The organism is Paenibacillus planticolens (genome assembly GCF_013141725.1).
Taxonomy (GTDB): domain Bacteria; phylum Bacillota; class Bacilli; order Paenibacillales; family NBRC-103111; genus Paenibacillus_E; species Paenibacillus_E planticolens.
In genome coordinates this window covers 1-20437 of the sequence record NZ_WHNZ01000061.1, presented here as the reverse complement: position 1 = coordinate 20437, position 20437 = coordinate 1, and the positions used below count along the sequence as shown (strand labels likewise).

Annotated in this window: 17 protein-coding genes; 14 read left to right on the top strand and 3 right to left on the bottom strand. The window is 48.5% G+C overall.

The window, feature by feature from the left end; translation table 11 throughout:
• The first annotated feature begins 207 nt into the window (after positions 1-207).
• The gene (gene mgrA, locus GC097_RS24375) at positions 208-1197 is read left to right on the top strand and encodes an L-glyceraldehyde 3-phosphate reductase (protein ID WP_171685906.1); all 990 of its coding nucleotides are present in this window, start codon (positions 208-210) and stop codon (positions 1195-1197) included.
• A gap of 3 nt (positions 1198-1200) precedes the next feature.
• Here the strand turns inward: mgrA and xerS are convergent, their stop codons facing one another.
• Positions 1201-2283, bottom strand: coding sequence for a tyrosine recombinase XerS (gene xerS, locus GC097_RS24370; RefSeq protein ID WP_171685905.1), 1083 nt, complete (start codon positions 2281-2283; stop codon positions 1201-1203).
• A 148-nt stretch (positions 2284-2431) separates the two neighbouring features.
• Here xerS and GC097_RS24365 point away from each other — a divergent pair, with 148 nt between their 5' ends.
• From GC097_RS24365 to GC097_RS34465, 5 genes are all read left to right on the top strand, one after another.
• Complete coding sequence (locus GC097_RS24365) at positions 2432-2689, top strand: hypothetical protein (protein WP_171685904.1); 258 nt, start codon at positions 2432-2434, stop codon at positions 2687-2689.
• Positions 2690-2913: 224 nt separating this feature from the next.
• Positions 2914-3936 carry an ABC transporter ATP-binding protein gene (locus GC097_RS24360; protein WP_171685903.1) on the top strand — a complete coding sequence of 341 codons (1023 nt, stop codon included), beginning with the start codon at positions 2914-2916 and terminating at the stop codon, positions 3934-3936.
• Positions 3911-4714 carry an ABC transporter permease gene (locus tag GC097_RS24355; RefSeq protein ID WP_171685902.1) on the top strand — a complete coding sequence of 268 codons (804 nt, stop codon included), beginning with the start codon at positions 3911-3913 and terminating at the stop codon, positions 4712-4714. Before GC097_RS24360 ends, GC097_RS24355 begins: the two co-directional genes overlap by 26 nt.
• Positions 4698-5540: an ABC transporter permease gene (locus GC097_RS24350; protein WP_171685901.1), complete on the top strand. Its 843-nt coding sequence runs from the start codon at positions 4698-4700 to the stop codon at positions 5538-5540. The genes GC097_RS24355 and GC097_RS24350 overlap by 17 nt, the downstream gene beginning before the upstream one ends.
• Before the next feature lie 75 nt (positions 5541-5615).
• On the top strand, positions 5616-6188 hold the full coding sequence (locus GC097_RS34465) for a DUF3892 domain-containing protein (RefSeq protein ID WP_246294438.1): 573 nt from the start codon (positions 5616-5618) through the stop codon (positions 6186-6188).
• A 154-nt stretch (positions 6189-6342) separates the two neighbouring features.
• Here the strand turns inward: GC097_RS34465 and GC097_RS24340 are convergent, their stop codons facing one another.
• Positions 6343-6780 carry a hypothetical protein gene (locus GC097_RS24340; RefSeq protein ID WP_171685900.1) on the bottom strand — a complete coding sequence of 146 codons (438 nt, stop codon included), beginning with the start codon at positions 6778-6780 and terminating at the stop codon, positions 6343-6345.
• Between the two features lie 246 nt (positions 6781-7026).
• Between GC097_RS24340 and GC097_RS24335 the strand changes: the two genes are divergently transcribed.
• The 6 genes from GC097_RS24335 to vanY all read left to right on the top strand — a co-directional run bounded on the left by GC097_RS24335 (position 7027) and on the right by vanY (position 14716).
• A complete protein-coding gene (locus GC097_RS24335; protein ID WP_171685899.1) occupies positions 7027-9351 on the top strand; it encodes a glycoside hydrolase family 95 protein in 2325 nt (774 codons plus the stop codon).
• 5 nt (positions 9352-9356) lie between these two features.
• A complete protein-coding gene (locus tag GC097_RS24330) occupies positions 9357-10394 on the top strand; it encodes a glycoside hydrolase family protein (protein ID WP_171685898.1) in 1038 nt (345 codons plus the stop codon).
• Positions 10395-10708: 314 nt separating this feature from the next.
• Positions 10709-11884 carry an FAD-dependent oxidoreductase gene (locus tag GC097_RS24325; protein ID WP_171685897.1) on the top strand — a complete coding sequence of 392 codons (1176 nt, stop codon included), beginning with the start codon at positions 10709-10711 and terminating at the stop codon, positions 11882-11884.
• A 99-nt stretch (positions 11885-11983) separates the two neighbouring features.
• Positions 11984-12679 carry a response regulator transcription factor gene (locus tag GC097_RS24320; RefSeq protein WP_171685896.1) on the top strand — a complete coding sequence of 232 codons (696 nt, stop codon included), beginning with the start codon at positions 11984-11986 and terminating at the stop codon, positions 12677-12679.
• Complete coding sequence (locus tag GC097_RS24315) at positions 12672-13757, top strand: HAMP domain-containing sensor histidine kinase (protein ID WP_171685895.1); 1086 nt, start codon at positions 12672-12674, stop codon at positions 13755-13757. The genes GC097_RS24320 and GC097_RS24315 overlap by 8 nt, the downstream gene beginning before the upstream one ends.
• A gap of 95 nt (positions 13758-13852) precedes the next feature.
• A complete protein-coding gene (gene vanY / locus GC097_RS24310; protein WP_171685894.1) occupies positions 13853-14716 on the top strand; it encodes a VanY-A/VanY-F/VanY-M family D-Ala-D-Ala carboxypeptidase in 864 nt (287 codons plus the stop codon).
• Positions 14717-14738: 22 nt separating this feature from the next.
• Here vanY and GC097_RS24305 read toward each other — a convergent pair whose 3' ends face one another.
• Positions 14739-15971 carry a niacin permease NiaP gene (locus GC097_RS24305; protein WP_171685893.1) on the bottom strand — a complete coding sequence of 411 codons (1233 nt, stop codon included), beginning with the start codon at positions 15969-15971 and terminating at the stop codon, positions 14739-14741.
• 170 nt (positions 15972-16141) lie between these two features.
• Between GC097_RS24305 and GC097_RS24300 the strand changes: the two genes are divergently transcribed.
• Positions 16142-18604, top strand: a complete 2463-nt coding sequence (locus GC097_RS24300) for a S9 family peptidase (protein ID WP_171685892.1) — start codon at positions 16142-16144, stop codon at positions 18602-18604.
• Positions 18605-18756: 152 nt separating this feature from the next.
• Positions 18757-20247 carry a protein adenylyltransferase SelO gene (locus GC097_RS24295; RefSeq protein WP_171685891.1) on the top strand — a complete coding sequence of 497 codons (1491 nt, stop codon included), beginning with the start codon at positions 18757-18759 and terminating at the stop codon, positions 20245-20247.
• The last annotated feature ends 190 nt before the right edge of the window (positions 20248-20437 follow it).

Below are 20437 nucleotides of genomic sequence, written 5' to 3'. Positions count from 1 at the left end.
TAGCCGCAGGCTAGGTCTCCTTCTTGTTGACCGAAGAAAGTGGAAAAGGCGGTCATACTCACCTCAAGGTAAGTAAGACACGTTTTTTTCAGTTCTTTTTTTGTTGTCCGGGTTCGCCTATACTGTACTTAGAAACCATTAATTGGTGAAATATTAATAGATGTCTACACCGTAAGTTTTTGTACGGACATTTGAAGGAGGAAGAACATGGTTTATCAGGCAAGTTCAACTCGTTATGCAGAAATGAAATATAATCGTTCCGGCAAGTCCGGACTTAAGCTCCCGGCGATTTCATTAGGGCTGTGGCACAATTTCGGCGGATTGGATATTCATGAGAACGGACGAGCGATGCTGCTGCGTTCATTTGACCTGGGAATTACACATTTTGACTTGGCGAATAACTACGGCCCGCCTCCGGGATCGGCTGAAGAAATGTTCGGCAAGGTGCTGAAGAGCGATTTAGGCGCGTACCGCGATGAAATGATCATTTCGACAAAGGCGGGCTACTACATGTGGGAAGGTCCATATGGGGAGTGGGGCTCCAAGAAATACTTAGTATCCTCGCTGGATCAAAGCTTGAAACGAATGGGACTCGAGTACGTCGATATTTTCTATTCGCACAGACCGGATCCGAACACGCCTTTTGAAGAAACAATGGCAGCGCTAGATCAAATTGTTCGTCAAGGTAAAGCGTTGTATGTGGGGCTTTCCAACTATACGGCAGAACAAACGAAGGAAGCGGCTGCGATTTTGAAAGGTCTTGGGACACCGCTCTTGATTCACCAACCTTCCTACAGTATGTTGAATCGTTGGATCGAGGGCGGGCTTCAGGATGTTCTGGACGATTTCGGAGTGGGCAGTATTGCGTTTTGTCCGCTAGCGCAAGGCTTGCTGACGAACAAATATGTGAGCGGCATTCCGAGTGATTCGCGGGCAGGCGGGAAAAGCCAATTCTTGAATACGAAGGACATCACAGAAGAGAAGCTGAACCAAATTATTCAGCTAAACGAGTTGGCCGCAAGCCGTGGTCAAAGCTTAGCGCAAATGGCTCTGGCCTGGGTGCTTCGCGGCGGACGCGTCACTTCAGCGCTGATCGGGGCAAGCCGCGTCTCGCAAATTGAAGAAAACGTCGCAGCTCTGAAAAATTTGGAATTTGCTCCGGAAGAATTGGAACAAATCGAAAAAATCCTGAAGTAAGCTTCAGGATTCCAACCGTTTATCAATCGCTTCGGACATGGTTCGATCTGTAAGATGGGCATAAATTTGCGTCGTTTCTGGCGAGGCATGTCCGAGCTGCTCTTGCGTTTTGTACAAATCGTTCTGCAAGTAATAGTCTGTGGCGAACGAGTGCCGCAACTTGTGAACGGACAAGTAGGGCTTGCCGAAACGCTTTGCGTATTTGATCACAAGCTCTTGAATAGCCCTCTTGGTCATACGGACGCCTTCTTTTTTGCCATTTGCGATGGCAAGGAAGAGGGCTTTTTCTTTTTTGACCGGTTTATACTGCGTTTGCCGAATAGCCATATAGTCAGTTAGCGCTTGAATGGCTTCTTGGCGGAAATAGACTGGAGTTTTGAACGTATCGTCGTTTTTTCCTTTACGATAAACATGGGTCAGCTTTTTCTTAAGATCAATATCATCCATGTTCAAATTGAAAACCTCTGACACGCGCAAACCGGAATTCAAAATCAGCGTTATGATGCATATATCCCTTATTTTATTGCGTTCATAGGAGTAAATGGCTTGCTTGTTGGAAGCGACATCATGCTCGTAACCGTTCTGGACATAGTCGATAAACTGGGCAATTTCCTCTTCCTGCAGCAGCTTTCCCTCGAGCTTGGCGGCCGTATCCTTTGGCCTGTGGGAGCGCTTAATCTCCACTTTGGCCATGACATTTCGCTTAAGAAGCGGGTAGAAATTATCGTCTTCCGCAATTTGGCTTAGATAATGAAACAGGGAGCGAAGTGCGGACAGTTTACGATTAATGGTCGTTTTTACGTTAGCTTGTTCTTTCCGAGTAGCAAGGAACATGCGGAAGTTATCTACGCTGTCCATATGCAATTTCTCTAAATCTTCCAACGGAACTTGATTCATAACCGGGGCCGCGCTTAATCCTTCGGCCAAGAGCCAAGAAAGGAAAATTTCGTAATCGCGCACATATTCCAGCAAGGAGGAAGGGGAAAGATCGGGCAGCTTGTAGTTGATGAATTTCTCAATATACCATGGCATAGAGGGGATTCTTTTGTCTAATTCGTGCCGGTCCTTGACTTTAATGATGTTCATAGGCAGTTGTCACCTCTTTGACGTTTACATGCTGTAAGTATAGCAGTGAAAGAAGGAAATTGGTAGAAGCGGGGAAATTCTGAGAATAAGATCGGCCCATTTTACTAAAATTAATCCTGTATGGAAAATTCGAGCAGGGGGTTTCTTTATGCCACAAGAAGATCAACAAAGTCAAGATGAAAATAAGCAAAACATCGAACAAATTAAACAGTTTGCACAACAAGCGGAGCAGGCTGCGGAACAAACCCTGCAGGTAGCTCAAGAGCTTCACTCGCAGGCTACCGCGGCTGCATTGTCCGAGGCGGAGGAGGAAATCCATGAGCTTCAGACCCAAATTGAGGATGCCCAGCAAAAATCGGCTGTGCTCAGAGAAGAGCTTGATTCCCTTGGGCAGTCTGAAAATTGATCGTAAAAAGTATTGTCTGTACATGACATGATGTGTTAAGATGTGGAAAATAAACGGAAGGGCTTCTAGGGATCCGAATCCATGCGGATGGCGAACCGAGCGAAGTCGGCACGATCGAGACGTGCTACACCGTAAGGGATAAAAGACCTTCGGAAAGTTCCGCCTGCATAGGCGAAACGGACCGAGAGGTCTTTTTTGCTGCAGTGAATGAAAGGACGGTAGACATGGAGACGTCGATACGCGCACAGCAGTTAGGGAAATCTTTTCGGATGAAGAAAAAAGAGGAAGGATTCGCAGGAAGCGTGAAAGCGCTGATAAGGCCGCAATATGTGGAAAAGTCAGCCGTTGAAGGCATTACATTCTCCGCTGCGCAAGGGGAGACACTTGCCTTCCTCGGGCCGAATGGCGCCGGTAAATCAACAACGATCAAGATGTTGACAGGGATTCTGCACCCGTCAACCGGCGAAGCGGAAGTGCTCGGCTGTTGTCCGTGGAAAGAGCGCAACAAGCTCAGTTATCGTATTGGCTCTGTTTTCGGACAAAAGTCGCAGTTATGGTATCACCTGCCGCCTATCGATACATTTGAGCTGATGAGCCGAATATACGAGCTGCGGCGAAGTGACTATATCAAGCGTCGCGACAATCTTATTGAGCGATTTGAGCTGGGGCCTTATTTGCACACTACCGTTCGAAAGCTTTCGCTAGGCGAACGGATGCGCTGTGAAATTGCCGCCTCCCTGCTGCATCGTCCTCAGGTGTTATTTCTGGATGAACCGACCATTGGGCTGGATGTCGTCGTTAAGCAGCGTATTCGAGAGCTCATCCTAGAGCTGAAACGCGAAGAAGGAACGACGATATTCCTCACTTCGCACGATGCCGGGGACATTGAGCGGCTATGCGACCGGGCAATCGTCATCAATCATGGTCGTATCGTATTCGATGATCGCGTACATGTGATGAAACAGTGCTTCATGACCCACAAGACGGTTCGCCTTGTGCTTGAGGATGAACCTGGCTGGGTGGAGCTCGAAGGCGTGACCGTGCTCGATAAGAGCGGAGCCCGACTTACGCTGTCGGTGGATACGGGAGTCACCACGATTGAAGCGGCGTTGTCCCGAATCATGGCAGCTCACCGGATCGTCGACGTCACCGTAGAGGACCCGCCCATGGAGGAGATCATCACGCGCATGTACGGGGAGTACGGCAAGGGAGGGATGGAACATGAACTCCTTGAGCAAATCCGTTAAATATGCTTTTATCGGAAAAATCACCCTGCGCAATCAACTTGCCTATGTGGCTGATTTTCTCATTCGCTCTTTATTCCTGCTCTTGATTCTTTATATTTTTCTTCAGTTATGGCAGACGACGTTTCAAGGTGAAGGAACAGACACGATAGCCGGTTATAGCTTTAAGCAAATCATGTGGTATCTAGTCATTACGGAATCGATGATCCTCGCCTGTCCGAGCTTGTGCACCCGCGTTGAAGAAGAAGTAAAGAGCGGGGATATCGTTTTTAAATTTGTTAGGCCGGTCAATTTTGTCGTGTTTCACTATGTGGAATATATGAGTGAAGCGGTGGTGCGATTTATCGTTAATGCAGCGCTCGGTGCCATTCTGGGACTGATCATCATTGGCCCCCCGCACTTCGGCTATGGCTTGTTATGGCTCCCGTTCATTGCGTTGTGCGGCTTTACGGTTAACTTTTTGTTAAATATGGTGCTAGCGCTTTGTGCCTTCTGGGTCGAGGAGACGCGGGGACTAGAATTTGTGTATAACAAATTTTTGTTTACCATAGGCGGTATGCTGATGCCGCTAGAGCTTTTCCCTGACGTTCTTCAGCGAATAGGTCATTGGCTTCCTTTTCAAGCTATCGTGTATTTGCCAGCCAAAACAACCGTTGCATTCGATATGTCCAATTTGCCAGGAGTGCTTGGGACACAGTTCATCTGGATGCTTGTGATTGGTGTAATCGTATCTGTGGTGTACCGAAAAGGAGTGACAAAGCTCAATGTTAACGGTGGATAGCAAATCAGCAGCAATCAGTGAAATGGGGCAACCCGGCAAGTTCAAGCGCTTGATTCGTTTCGTTTGGGATTGCTGGAAGTTGAATCTGGCGGGAGCCATGGAGTTTCGATTGAGCTTTCTTCTTACAGCCGGCATGATGATCGTCAATAATGTGGTTTGGATCGTATTTTGGGGGATTTATTTTGGCCGGTTTCAGGTCTTGAACGGATGGGAGCTTCAAGATGTGATGATGCTCTGGGCAATAGCGGCCGGGGGTTTTGGCACGATGGCTGCTTTCTTCGGCAATGCGATGCGGATATCGAATCTGATTGCAACAGGACAGCTGGATATTTATTTGACGCAGCCGAAACCGGTTCTGCTGCATGTTCTCATAAGCCGCATGTCGGTAAGTGCCATTGGTGATATGCTCTTCGCACTATTGATCTATATCGCTTTCGGCGATAAGTCGGGGTTAGGCTTTATTAAATTTGGGCTGGCGATGGTGCTTTCGACATTGATTTTCTTGTTTTTCACGGTGATTGTGAATTGTCTTGCTTTTTGGTTAGGCAGCACGGAAGGGTTGAGTTTTCAATTGTATAATGCACTTCTTACGTTTACAACTTATCCAACCAGCATTTTCCGCGGTCTAGGCAAAATTGTCCTATTTACCGTGCTGCCAGCAGGATTTATCAGCTACTTGCCGATCGGATTGTTACGAGAAGCAGACGTACCTTTTATTTTGGGCGCAATTGGCGTGACTCTTTTGCTTTGCGTAGGCGGCATCGGTGTGTTTTATGGGGGATTAAGAAGGTATGCTTCTGGAAATATGATGGGCTTGCGCAGATAAAGGCATAGGATACGCGTGTGTGGCGCATGCTAGTTAGGTGGCAGCCATATAACGAAAACAAAGGAGTCGATCCAAATGTCGAGACGCCGACGTGTTCCAGAACCGAATCCGAATATGCAAAGCCAACCTTACGGCATGATGCAACCGATGTATCAATCAAGCGGTCAACAAACGTCAATGCCGCAAGCCCGTAACGATGTTAATCCATACCAGACTTATCAGGGCGGAATGCCTGTCCCGGGTTCTTCCGGCAACATGAATGCCCCATACGGTCAGCGAAATACAGGGATCAATCATGCCGATGCGCGCAACGTGGGCTTCCAAGGCGGGTATACAGGCTATGGTCCCAACGGTCAGCCTACGCAGTACGGTACTTTTATGAGAGATGGCACTCAATATGGCGCAGGTCCGCATACCATCGATCCGAATAAGGCGATCATTCAAGCCGTTCATTATGGAAATGGCGGCATAAGCTCGGTCCAATTCCAAGACGGCAGAGTTGTCGATATTGCGGATGCAATTGCGATGACAGAGGCTGGATTAATTGAGGATGTGAACACCGGAAAAAATCGCGAAGGGGAAAAGACGCTGCGTTCTTACCCGGATGGGGATCCAAGCAACAATTTATCCAATTTACCACGGTTTTAAAAGGACAGGAAAAGCGGTTTGCCTTCGGGCAAGCCGCTTTTTTGAGTAGATAAGAAAGTATACTTTTGCTTCGCATCTACCTTAACAAACGCGCACGTCCTAAAAGGAAGACGAAGCCGTTTATCCTTGTAAGATGGCCAGTTTCTGAATATGTTCAGAAGCCGTTTTTTGGCGTATGGATAAAAATTTTGCGGCGTCGGACGAAATATCTCGCAGCCTCTTTGATAAATAAAATCCAGATGGGCTTTTTCCTGTGAGAAGGATGACGAACGGAGCGTGGCGCTAATGCGGTGTGAGGGAGCACGCGCTCAAGTTCATTGTTCATTTGGAATGTAGAGACAGGTTCGATGTGGTCAGGAACTTCCAAGGTACTGGCAATTTCAGCTTTTGTTTGAAGATGAAGTTCCAGCTTAAGCTCGTATTCGGTTACCCGATTGGATAGAACGATATTTTCTTCCTTGAGTTTTTTGATAAGTTCAAATAGCAGTTTCATGGTGAGTTTCGGTTTCTCCGTTAAGTTCGTTTCCTGGTTCTCGTCAATGGGGGACAGCAGCATCAGCAGTTCTTCATCACTGACAACTTTGTGTGCCACGATAAGTCCTCCTTCTATATTGGATAGGAATTTGCTCTAGTAATTCCTTTTTCATAGATTAACGGATTTTGTGTAAAATGTTGCTCGAAAACCGTTGTCGTTTTGTAACCATTAATGATGAAGTTTGTTTTCAGAAGATAGGGTGAAAAAATCGTTTATTGACAAGAAATTATATAGACATACAATAGAGTTATCGATAACCTTACGTTTGCGTGGTGAGGTAGCAGAAGAAGGAGGACGCCATGAATGGAAAGTGCGAATGTGAAGCTATGGTATGATCGACCTGCAAAAACTTGGGTCCAAGCAATCCCAATCGGCAATGGAAGACTAGGCGGGATGGTCTTTGGCCAACTCAAACAGGAAAGAATTCAGCTGAATGAGGACTCTGTTTGGTATGGCGGTCCTGGGCAGCGCGACAATCCCGAAGCTCTAAAGCATTTGAATGAAATTCGCAGCCTATTGTTTGAAGGCCGTCCGCAAGAAGCGGAGCGGCTAGCCAAGCTGACGATGACATCGGTCCCGCAGCACTTCGCGCCATATCAGACGCTTGGCGATCTTACACTGCATTTTGAGGGCATGGACGGGGAAATAACCGATTATTACCGTGAGCTTGATTTGGAAAGCGGTATCATATCTGTAAGCTACACTTGTCAGGGGATTTCGTATCGAAGAGAAATGTTTGCCAGTGCGGTTGATCAAGCGATTGTGATCCGTATGTATGCAAGCGAGCCTGCAAGTTTGACGTTGGATGCAAGTCTCAATCGCCGTCCATTTGATGGACGTATGGAAGTCCTTGGCGGCGATACCTTGGTTATGTCAGGCCAGTGCGGCCCGGATGGCATCACATATTGCGCCATGCTCAAAGCTGTTACCGAAGGTGGAAGCTTGCGGATGCACGGCGGCTACCTGTCCGTGAACGGCGCGGATTCGGTAACGCTGCTTTTGACAGCGCAAACAACGTTCCGGCACGCGGATCCTATGGCGAAATGCTTGGAGCAAGCGGAGCGAGCCGCTCTTTTGGGATACGCGGTGCTACGCGGGAACCACGCGGAAGATCACCGCTCGATGTTCAAGCGGGTTGAGCTTGAACTGCATGATTCGCACGGCAGCGGCATCACGAATCTGCCTACGGACGAACGCCTTCGGCGGCTAAAGGAAGGCGGCGAGGACCCCGGGCTGGCAGCGTTATTTTTCCAGTACGGCCGGTATTTGCTCATGGCGAGCTCAAGGCCTGGAACGCTTCCGGCTAATCTGCAGGGTATATGGAATGAGAGTCATACGCCGCCTTGGGAAGCTGATTATCATACGAACATTAATCTGCAAATGAATTATTGGCCGGCGGAAACCGCTAATCTTGCCGAGTGCCATGAGCCGTTGTTCGATTTCCTGGACAGGCTCGTCGTTAACGGCCGACGCACCGCTCAGACGGTATACGGAGCACGTGGATTTGTCGTCCATCATGCGAGCGATATTTGGGCGGATACCGCCGTTCAGGGAACGTATATGCCTGCCGTCATTTGGCCGATGGGGGGCGCATGGCTGGCTCTGCATCTTTGGGATCATTACAGATACGGCCAGAATCGCAGCTTCCTTGCGGGGCGCGCCTACCCAGTCATGAAGGAAGCCGCCGAATTCTTCCTTGATTATCTGGTTGAGGATGATCAAGGCAGGCTGGTTACGGCGCCGTCTCTTTCACCTGAGAACAGCTACCAACTGCCAAATGGCAACATCGGGCACCTCTGTATGGGTCCTTCTATGGATACGCAGCTGATTTTCGCCTTGTTCAGCGGCTGCGTGGAAGCAAGCCGGCTGCTTGGTATCGACGACGCCTTGCGGGAAGAGCTGGTTCGAACGATAAGCAGGCTGCCTGAGCCGCAAATCGGTCAGCACGGTCAACTGATGGAATGGTCAGTCGATTATGACGAACCGGAGCCTGGGCATCGGCATATTTCTCATTTGTTTGGGCTGCATCCTGGAGAGCAAATTACTAGGCGCGGTACGCCGGTGCTTGCGGAAGCGGCCAAAGTAACCCTGCAGCGCAGGCTGCAGCATGGAGGCGGCCATACCGGTTGGAGCCGGGCATGGATTATCAATTTCTGGGCAAGGCTGGAGGACGGCGAGCAGGCTTACGATAATCTCCATGAGCTGCTAAGTCATGCCGTGCACCCGAATTTATTCGGCGATCATCCGCCATTTCAGATCGATGCCAACTTCGGCGGTACGGCGGCCATAGCCGAAATGCTGCTGCAATCGCACGCCGGGGCTATTCGGCTGCTGCCGGCTTTGCCGTCTGCTTGGCGAAGCGGACGCGTAAGGGGGCTGCGGGCTAGAGGCGGATTCGAGGTCGATCTCGTATGGGACAATGGCCATCTGACAGAGGCAGTGATCCGTTCAATTAGCGGAGGGCTCTGTAAAGTTCAAAGCGATTTACAGCTCACGGTCTCGGGGGAGTCTGATTTAGTGGATGCATGCTCTGAAGCAGGAATTGAATTCGCGACGCAAGCCGGCCAGACGTACGTGCTTCGTCCAACTCGGAATACCATTTTTCATAAATCTTTGACTAAAGGGTGAGATAGATGACAAAACAACATCGAGGCTTATATGACAGGCTGCTGCCAGCCCCGAGAGACGGTGGATTTCGAATGGAAGGTTATTGGGTATGGTGCGGTTCCGTCGTGAAAGGCGAAGACGGACGCTTTCACATGTTTGCATCCCGTTGGCCTAAACATTTGCCGATGCACCCAGGCTGGCTTGTTCACTCGGAAGTCGTAAGGGCAGTTTCGGATACGCCGGAAGGACCCTATACGTTCGAGGAGATTGTGTTCCCGGCGCGCGGAGCACAATATTGGGATGGCCGCAGCACCCATAATCCGCATATTACGAAACACGGGGACACCTATGTGCTTTATTACATGGGTTCTACACACCCTTTGGAAGACGTAAAGCCAGGAGAAGAATTCGGCCTTTCGGATCCGCGCTGTATTGTTGCCCGCGCCAATAAGCGAGTTGGCCTGGCGACTTCCAAAAGCGTCTTCGGCCCTTGGGAACGAAGCGATGCTCCGATTCTACCTACTAGGCCAGGACGGTTTGACAGCTTCCTGACCTCTAATCCCGCACCTTGTATTCATGAGGACGGCACCGTACTGCTGATTTACAAAGCGCGTCAGTATGAAGGGAATGTGCATGGTCAAATGATGATCGGCGCGGCGCGCGCAGAACGATTCGACGGTTCTTACCGCGTAGTCAGCGAAGATCCGGTATTTCCGCCAGCACAATTTCATCTGGAAGACCCGTTTGTATGGCATACGGGCGAGCGCTATGAGCTTATTGCCAAAGATATGGACGGCCGTATCTGCGGGGAGATGCATGCAGGTATCCAAGCTTATTCCGAAGACGGATTGACATGGCATCTATCGGATAATCCTAAAGCATATTCCAGGAAAATTAAATGGGATGACGGCTCTGAGACGATGATGGGAAGCTTTGAGCGGCCATTCATTTTGTTCCAGGACGGGAAACCGACGCACTTGTTCGCAGCAACGGCGGATGGAGAAGGAGGCTTCGCGAGAGCTGCCAATACGTGGAACATGGTTGTGCCGATTGCACCGGAATAATCCATTATATTTTATTATGAAGCCGGCTTCTGATTTCAGGGGTCGTTTTTTTCAATTATGTAACGGATATCAGCGCTGTTACTTACTCATTGGAGACTGAATTCCCCCCGAAATTGGCAAATAAGGACGCTGTTGTCCGTCAGCAGAGAGACACGATGCTTTGCGCGAAGATAACGGCCGCTATGTCCGAAGCGTGATGAGACATAGACTGGACAGGTGCTGCTGCACGTAAACTTTCCGTTAATATTCAGTTTAAATGCCAATCGTATACTTTCGGTAGTTGATAAATAAAATCCAAATCCGAGGTGTCGATTATGAATCAAACAACGCAAGCACAAGAACAACGCATTGCCATCGTAGGGGCTGGCCCCGGTGGGCTGACGCTGGCGCGAATCCTTCAGCAGCATGGCATAAAAACCGTCGTCTATGAACGCGAATCATCCCCCGCAAGCCGCATGCAAGGCGGCTCCTTAGATATTCATGAAGATTCCGGGCAAAGAGCGCTCCGCGAGGCGGGATTAATCGAACAATTCGAAGCACTGGCCCGGTATGAGGGACAAGATTTCCGGCTTCTGGACAAAACCGGCAAAGTTTACATGGACGAAGTGGCTGAGCTCCACGAGGGGGATCGACCGGAGATTGATCGCGGTACGCTGCGCGAGCTGCTGCTGAATTCCGTGGACCCTGCATGCATTCACTGGGGATATAATCTGGTTCAAGCGATCCCATTGGCCAATGGCATGCATGAACTGCACTTTGACAACGGGCATGTAGATACTGTCCACCTAGTTGTAGCTGCAGACGGTGCCTTCTCCCGCATTCGTCCGCTTCTGACCGATTCCGTGCCTGCCTACAGCGGACTAAGCATGATCGAGATTTATCTGGATAATGTCGCAACGGCACATCCAGACATCGCTGCATTTAACAGACGCGGCAAATTGTTCGCGCTTGATGACCATAAAGGCATTCTGGGACAGCTGAATGGGGACGGACGCCTCTGTGTTTACCTAGCGTTCCAAGCGGAACGCGAGTGGCTGGACACCTGCGGCATTCCGTTCGATGAGCTGAAAGAAGCCAAGCGGCTGCTTCTGCAGCATTTCCACGATTGGGACGATTCGTTGAAAAATTATATCCGAGCCATTGATGGCCCAATGACTCCGAGACGTATTTATACGCTGCCTGTCGGCCTCAAATGGGCTCACAAACCGGGCGTTACGCTAATCGGCGATGCGGCCCATCTGATGTCTCCGTTTGCCGGAGAAGGTGTGAACTTGGCCATGCAAGATGCCGCGGAGCTCGCTTTGTCCATTGTCCGACATGGGGACGTCAATGAGGCGGTCCGTGTCTACGAGGAGAAGATGTTCGCCTATTCATCCATCTCAGCTCAGGAATCCCATGCCAATCTCGAGTTGATCTTCTCCGACGATGCCGCGGCCAAATTGACGGCTCTGATGAACCAATATCATGAAGCCGCGGGTGCACAGCGTTAATTCGGAGAAAATGGGCGAAAGAGGCAAATTAGGGTAGAATAAGAAGGAACGGATACCCATTGAAGATCCGGTTTACTATCCTATAGGAGCGAAATCTCTATGAAGCCTACAACGATATTGATAGCGGATGACGAAGCGGAGATTGCAGATCTGATTGCTTTGCATTTAGAAAAGGAAGGGTACCATTTGATCAAAGTATCGGATGGGCGAGAGGCCATTCGCGCCATTGGGTCGCACTCGATTGATTTGGCGATCTTAGATATCATGATGCCTAAGCTGGATGGTTATGAAGTAACGCGTCAAATACGGGAACAACATCATATGCCGATTATTTTTTTGAGTGCCAAATCGTCGGATTTGGATAAAATCACGGGATTGGTGATGGGGGCGGACGATTATATGACCAAGCCTTTCAATCCCATGGAACTTGTTGCCCGAGTGAATGCCCAGCTGCGCAGATCCACGCAATTGAACATGCCAGCGGCAGCAAGCAAATCTGTCATTGAAGCGGGTGGATTGACGATTGATCCTGACCAGCGGACAGTCATTCAGTATGGTGAAAATATCGAACTAACGCCGAAAGAGTTCGATATTCTGTATTTGCTGGCTGCTCACGCCAAGAAAGTATTTAGTGTGGAAAATATTTTCCGGCAAGTGTGGGGCGAAGCCTACTATGAAAGCGGCAATACGGTTATGGTGCATATTCGTACCCTGCGAAAAAAACTTGGCGAAGATCACAATAAAAACAAATGGATCAAAACCGTTTGGGGTGTAGGATACACATTCAATGGCTAAAATGATGCGAAGTTTTCGTTTTAAAATGATCGTGTTATTAGGTCTTAGCCTGCTTTTCTCAGGCATCATTACGTTCTTACTTTATAAAGTGCTGCAACTTTATTATATGGGTGTGCGGGTCGATGAACCCTTAGCCAAATTTCGTCACATGATCTACAATTTCGGAGATCTTAATTTCTTTTTAATCGTCTTTATCCCGCTTGCTATTTTATTTTTCTTTTTCCTCACCAAGCCCTATGCAACCTATTTCAATGAGATTTCGGCAGGTATTCATCGTCTTGCCAACGGTAATTTTCAAAGCCGTGTACACATTTCATCGAATGACGAGTTCAAGGAGATTGCTGAAGATATCAATATGGCTAGTGTGAAGCTGCAGAAAGCGGTGGAGAGAGGCGATTTTGCAGAAAGCAGCAAGGATCAGTTAGTTTTGAATTTAGCCCATGATTTGCGTACGCCGCTGACTTCGGTTTTAGGTTATTTGGATTTTATTCTTCATGACAATCAGTTGACTGCGGAGCAAATTAAACATTATACGACCATTGCTTTTACCAAGTCACAGAGATTGGAAAAGCTGATTGATGAACTGTTTGAACTCACCAGAATGAATTACGGCATGCTGACCATTGAAAAAAAGCAAATCGATTTAAGCGATCTTCTCAACCAACTCAGTGAAGAATTATATCCTGTTTTTGAGAAAAGTCATTTGTCGGTCAGACTGCAGATCATTCCGCAATTGAAAATTTGGTGTGATGGTGAGTTGTTGGCACGGGTATTTGAAAATCTGTTGACGAATGCTAATCGATATGGAAAAGATGGACAATTCGTGGATATCCACTGTTATACGGATGCCAACGATGTGGTCGTCCACATCATCAATTATGGCAATTGCATTCCTGAAGAAGAACTGCCGTATCTCTTTGATATGTTTTATACCGGGGATCAAGCTCGCACGTATCAAGGTGGGAGTACCGGCCTAGGGTTATTTATTGCGAAAAATATTGTGGAGCAGCATCAAGGAACGATTTCTGTTCAAAGCAATTTGATTCGAACACTCTTTGAAGTGCGTTTACCGCAATGACCGATTACATTTAAGAAAAATTTTATATTTGCCCCACTTCTTTTTTAAACAGTTTGTCCTATCCTGTACGCATGCAAGGTTAAGGAGGGAACAGAATGAAGAAGTGGGTTTTTTGGCTTGTCATCATCGTGCTGCTAGGCTATCAAGCTTTTCACCAAGAACCGGAAGCCGCGAACGGCGATCAAGGGAAGGAAAATAATGAAGCGCATTCGGTGAATTCCGGAAGTAACAATCTTACGGTAGGAGTTACAAAAGATCAGATTTACCAAGGGAATCTAGTATTGATTAATAAAGAGTATCCTGTCCATCAAGCGGGCATGCAAACGGATGTGGTCAATCTGTTTCAGCATAAGGAGTTGGTTAAGGGGTTTGGCTTATTGGATCGTACCGTTCAATTGTCGCAGCGGGTGGTGCAATCCTTCTCAACGATGGTCGCAGCAGCCGACAAAGAGGGCGTAAGTCATTTTATGATAAACAGCGGTTATCGAACCAACAAAGAACAAAGTCAGCTTTATAAAGAAATGGGGCCAGACTATGCTTTGCCAGCGGGCTACAGCGAACATAACTTAGGATTGGCACTTGATATCGGGTCTTCGCAAAAGGAAATGAGTCAAGCTCCTGAGGGCATTTGGCTTACGAAAAATGCATCGATGTACGGGTTTATTTTACGTTATCCCAAAGACAAAACGGCCGTAACCGGCATCCAATATGAACCTTGGCATTTCCGATACGTTGGTTTGCCTCACAGTGTGATTATGCAGCAGAAGAATTTATCTTTGGAACAGTACTTGGATTATCTGAAAGAACAAAAGTCGGTTTCGACTACTGTTCAAGGTGTGAAGTATGAGATTTCATATTATCCGATTTCTAAAAATACCACCATTCAAGTTCCAGGAGATCGTCACTATGAGATTTCAGGCAACAATATGGATGGCGTCATTGTGACTGTGTTCCCCTGAACCGGACTCCGAAATCCAATTCCTATCCGTTCCCGTTAATCGCCTCATCCGGGTCAGTTCCTTTTGTTTCTTTGCCGAAGAACAACAGTGCTAGCGCTCCGAATAAGATGGCGACGAAGAAAATGATGAAAATCGAGGTGATGCTGTGGCCTATAGCTACGAGCAAGCCTACAAGGTACGGACCTATGATGCCGCCAATACGTCCGAATGCTGCGGCAAAACCTACGCCCGTCGAGCGAACGCCGGTAGGATACAACTCGGGCGTGTAGGCATACATGGCCCCCCATGCGCCAAGATTGAAGAACGACAGGCTAATGCCTGCTGCAATCAGATTTCCTTCCGTACCGGCCGTGCTGAACCATAGTGCGCTTACAGCCGTCAGCAGCAAATAAGTAACAAGCACAAATTTGCGACCGAATCTCTCAATCAAGTAAGCTGCCGTGAAATAGCCGGGAAGCTGCGCTAATGTCATGATCAAGACATATTGAAAGCTTTTTACGAGGCTAAAGCCTTTCAAAACCATTACCGTTGGCAGCCACAGAAACATGCCGTAATAAGAAAAAACCACAATGAACCAAAGCACCCAAAGCGTGCCTGTCGATTTGCGGTATTTGGCTGACCAAACCGAGACGATGCGCTCTTTGAATGTCAACTTGCGACTGCGCTGCTCGATAAATCGCGGTGAATCTTGAATAGCTCTTCTTAAATAAATAGCATACAATGCGGGCAGTGCGCCTATGAGAAAGGCGGTTCTCCAACCGTAAACAGGTATGACGAAATAGGCAATTAATGCCGCGACAATCCATCCGCATGCCCAAAAGCTTTCCAGCAGTACAACGGCGCGTCCCCTGTCTTTCGCAGAGAACGATTCCGAAACAAGTGTGGAAGCAACGGGAAGCTCACCGCCAAGACCGAAGCCAGTTATGAAGCGCAGAACGCATAGCATCATAAAGCTTGTTGCTAACGCAGAGAGTCCGCTTGCCGCAGAAAAAATAAGCAGCGTCGCCAGAAGGACGGCACGACGTCCGTAGCGGTCTGCACTTGCGCCTGCAACTGCTGCACCAACGGCCATTCCGACTGAATTAATGGCAGCCAGGAAGCCAATTTGCTGAGCCCCTAATTTCCATTCGACGGCCAGCGCGGCCACGATAAAGGAAATAATCCCTACATCCATGGCATCAAAGAGCCAGCTTATTCCCGCGCTGAACAGCAATTTTCGTTTAGAGGGTTCACGCAGCAATGATGTTATGCTCATGTTGATTGCTTCTCCCATCAGCGAACTTTTTTACCCTATTTTCCGCCTATCCGCCTTTTTCATACATGCATGCTGAAATCTACTCTAGTAGTCTATTCATACTGTATTTTCTGGTATATAATGGGATGCGTTCCGTATTATTGTTGCATGTACGATGCAGGAGGGTGAGTATGAAGATTTTTTTTCAAAGAGGGGTAGTTTCGATTTTGGCGGCGGTATGGATTGCGACGGCTGCGCTTCCGATCGGCGCTCAGGCGAGCAGCGATCCGGCTGCCTATCCAGACGTGCCCGGAGATTATTATGCGAGTCAAGAAATCACCCTTCTGAAGCAGAAAGGCATTATTGATGCAGAGGAAGACGGCAGCTTTCATCCGAATGATGCCGTAACGCGCGGGGATGCCGCAGAATGGCTCAGTAAAGCGTTAAAGCTGAACAAGCCGAAATCGCTGAATGCATTTAAAGACGTAGCGGAAACCAGCCCGTATGCGGAGGCGGTTAATGCTTTGAAAGAACAAAACATTGTCCAGGGCAATGATGGGCTCTATCAGCCGGATTCGCTTCTTACACGGGAGCAGATGGCGAGCTTGCTGGTTCGTGCTTTTCAGCTTAAGGATAACGGTATCCAGGCTTGGCTTAAGGATGAAGCTGTTATTTCCAAAGTCCATCATGACGATGTCATAAAGCTGAAGCAAAATTTTATAACGGATCAGCTATCGTTTATGCCGCAGGATCAGGTGACCCGCGCACAGCTAGTGTTGTTTATCTATCGAACGATATCTCAGAAGGAAGAGACGTCGCAAGGTTCCTACACACTGGATGACTTCTTGCAGCTGCCGAATAAAGCGGCGATGCGGCTATCGCCCGACGGCAAAACGCTGGCCTACCTGCAGCCATGGGAAAACCGGATGAACCTGTATATTCAAAAGGTCGGTGAGGAGCAAAGTACCCGGCTGACGAGTTCCAAAGACGAAAATATCGGTCATATGTATTGGATTACCGATAAGGTGATCGTCTATTCGATCGATAGCGGCGGGACGGAAAACACGCATATCCGGGCCGTTAAAGTCGACGGTTCCGGCGACAGCGATCTGACTCCATATCCGAACGTAAAGGCGGATCTTCTCGATGTTTTGCCTGCGCAGGATGAAAACGATCTAGAGCTCTTGCTGACAATGAATAAGCGCGATCCCAAAGTTATGGACGTGTATAGGGTTAAGCTGAGCAACGGAGAAACGAACATGCACGCGCAAAATCCCGGAAACGTTAAACTGTGGGCGACGGACAACTGGGGGAGAGTCCGGGCGGCGCTCGCCAGAGACGGTGAAAAGACTAGTCTGCTCTATCGGGAAGACGAGAACAAAGCCTTTGCGATAATAGACACGTTTAACGCGAGTGATACCTTTCTTCCTGCACTTTTCACCTTTAATAATGAGCAAATCTACGCGGTTTCCAATGTAGGAAGAGATAAGATGGCTTTAGTGAAATATGATCCGAATACGAGGAAAGAGACGGAAGTTCTTTATGTGAATAACGATGTGGATATTAATGATATCATCGTTTCCTTTAAGAAGCAGTCCATTCTGGCCGTCTCGTATGAGACGGATGACATGCAAATGCAGTATTTGGACAAAGAGTTTGAAGCGCTGTCCCATACAATCGAAGAAAAGCTGAAAACCCGCCATTGGGGCCTGATCGGATCGCCGGACAGGGACGTGCTGCTTTTGTACACGGGAAGCGATAAATCTTACGGCAGCTATTATTTGTACGACCGTAAGACGGATAAGCTCGACAAAATTGCCGATATGCAGCCCAAGATCGATGAGAAAAAGATGGCGGATATGCAGCCGATTTCTTTTAAAAGCAGGGACGGATTGACGATCCATGGCTATTTAACGCTTCCCAAAGGCGTTGCCGCTACGAAACTGCCTGTTGTCGTCAATCCGCACGGGGGACCGTGGAGTCGCAATTCTTGGGGCTATAATATGGAAGCGCAGTTGCTTGCCAACCAAGGATATGCCGTACTGCAGTTGAATTTCCGGGGTTCCAGCGGCTATGGAAAAGCATTTCTGCATGCCGGGGACAAGCAATGGGGCAAAGCTATGCAGAACGATATTACCGACGGTGTGAACTGGCTGATCCAACGAGGGACGGCAGATCCTGAGCGCGTAGCGATATACGGGGCCTCTTATGGCGGATATGCGACACTGGCTGGCATGACGTTTACTCCTGATTTGTACGCGGCCGGCGTAGATTATGTTGGGCCGTCCAGTCTCCTTACTTTTATGAAGACTACGCCTTCGTATTGGGAGCTCGATCTTCCGGTGATGTACCTGCAGGTCGGCGACCCGGTGAAAGATAAGAAGTTGCTGGAAGATGTATCGCCACTGCTGCATGTTGATCAAATCAAAGCTCCGCTGATGATTGCCCAAGGTGTGAACGATCCTCGCGTGAATAAAGCGGAATCGGATCAAATCGTTGCAGCGCTCCGCAAGTTAGATGTAGACGTTCCTTATATGCTCAAGAAAAATGAGGGACACGGTTTTAACAAGTTGGAAAACGCACGTGATTTCTATCAAGCACTTATCCATTTCCTGAATAAGAACGTGAAAAACAAGAAAAAATCAGCCTCATGATTGATATGCCAAGAAACCCTGATGTGACAAGGGTTCTTGGCACTTTTTTTGCCGCTGGGCGATGATGATTTTCAGATTTGCTGGAGAAGATATCGGATGATATGATTAGTGAACTGATCAATAGCGTTAAGCGATGATAGAAGGAGGGCATTATGGATAAAATTTCAATTCAAGAAAGCGAAAATGACAAGGAAATCGGTTGGCATTTCGACAACAGTTATGCGCGTCTGCCGAAATTATTTTATAGCCGTCTACAACCGACTCCTGTAAGTTCTCCTGAAATAGTCATTTTGAATGGTCCGTTGGCAGCATCACTTGGCTTGAACGCCCAAGCTTTGCAAAGCTTAGAAGGCGTGGGGCAGCTTGCCGGCAACGAGATTCCCGAAGGCGCTTTGCCGCTTGCACAAGCCTATGCAGGTCATCAATTCGGGTACTTTAACATGTTGGGGGACGGTCGGGCGAATCTGATGGGAGAACATCTTACTCCTCAAGACGTGCGTGTCGATATCCAGCTAAAAGGTTCCGGGCGGACGATTTACTCCCGCGGAGGTGATGGCCGAGCAGCGCTGGGACCGATGCTGCGTGAATACATCATTAGCGAAGCTATGCATGCGCTTGGCATTCCGTCAACACGCAGCTTAGCGGTGGTCGCCACCGGTGAGACGGTGTATCGCGAAATCGAGCAGCCGGGTGCGATTCTTACCCGCGTAGCCGCGAGTCATCTGCGCGTCGGCACCTTCCAATTTGCTGCCAAGTTTGGCACAGAAGAGGATCTCCGGGCTATGGCTGATTACACCTTGCAAAGACATTTTCCCGAAGTAGATCAAGATGAGAACCGGTACCTGATGCTGCTTAAGGAAGTGATTAAGCGTCAAGCCGCTCTGATCGCCAAATGGCAGCTCGTGGGCTTCATTCATGGCGTGATGAACACCGACAACATGGCCCTTAGCGGGGAAACCATTGATTATGGTCCTTGCGCCTTCATGGATGCCTATGACCCAGCAACGGTTTTTAGCTCTATCGATACACAAGGGCGCTACGCTTATGGCAATCAGCCGCGCATTGCTGCGTGGAACCTGGCGAGATTCGCAGAAACTTTATTGCCGCTGTTGAATGAAAATGAAGAACAGGCGATTCAAATCGCTGAAGCCGCGCTGGCCACTTTTTCCGAAATGTATCACCGGAACTGGCTTTCGGGAATGAGAGCGAAATTGGGCCTCTTTAGTGAAGAACAGGACGATGTGTCTCTGATCGATGACCTGCTTGGTATGATGAAAAAGTATGGAGAAGACTATACGAATACTTTCCTTGCTTTAACTTTTGATAAAAGGGAAGAGATGTTCTTATGCGGCACTACGGAATTTGCGCAGTGGCATGAACGCTGGCAGGCAAGGCTTAGCAGGCAGGATGAACTGCAAGCTTCCTCGCATCAGTTGATGCGCAGCAGCAATCCTGCTGTCATACCGCGGAACCACCGGGTAGAAGAGGCACTGGAAGCCGCAGCGAAGCATGGAGATTACAGCGTGATGGAAAGGTTGCTGGGAGTTCTTGCGAACCCCTATGCACATACCTCCGAACAAGCTGAGTACGCAGCATTGCCGGCGCCAACATCCGGTCCTTACCGAACTTTTTGCGGGACATGAGATTGCGAGATGGATCAATGAATTTTCTGTTGCTAAATGAAGATAACTGGAAAATATCCCTCTAAATGGCTCGAAGGATGAGCTCGCAGGGAATATATAAGGAAAAACTCCCGTTAATTTGACCGGATTTCGTGAATTCTCACGAAACCGGCGCAAATAGCGGGAGTTTTTCCATTTAAATGAATATGAC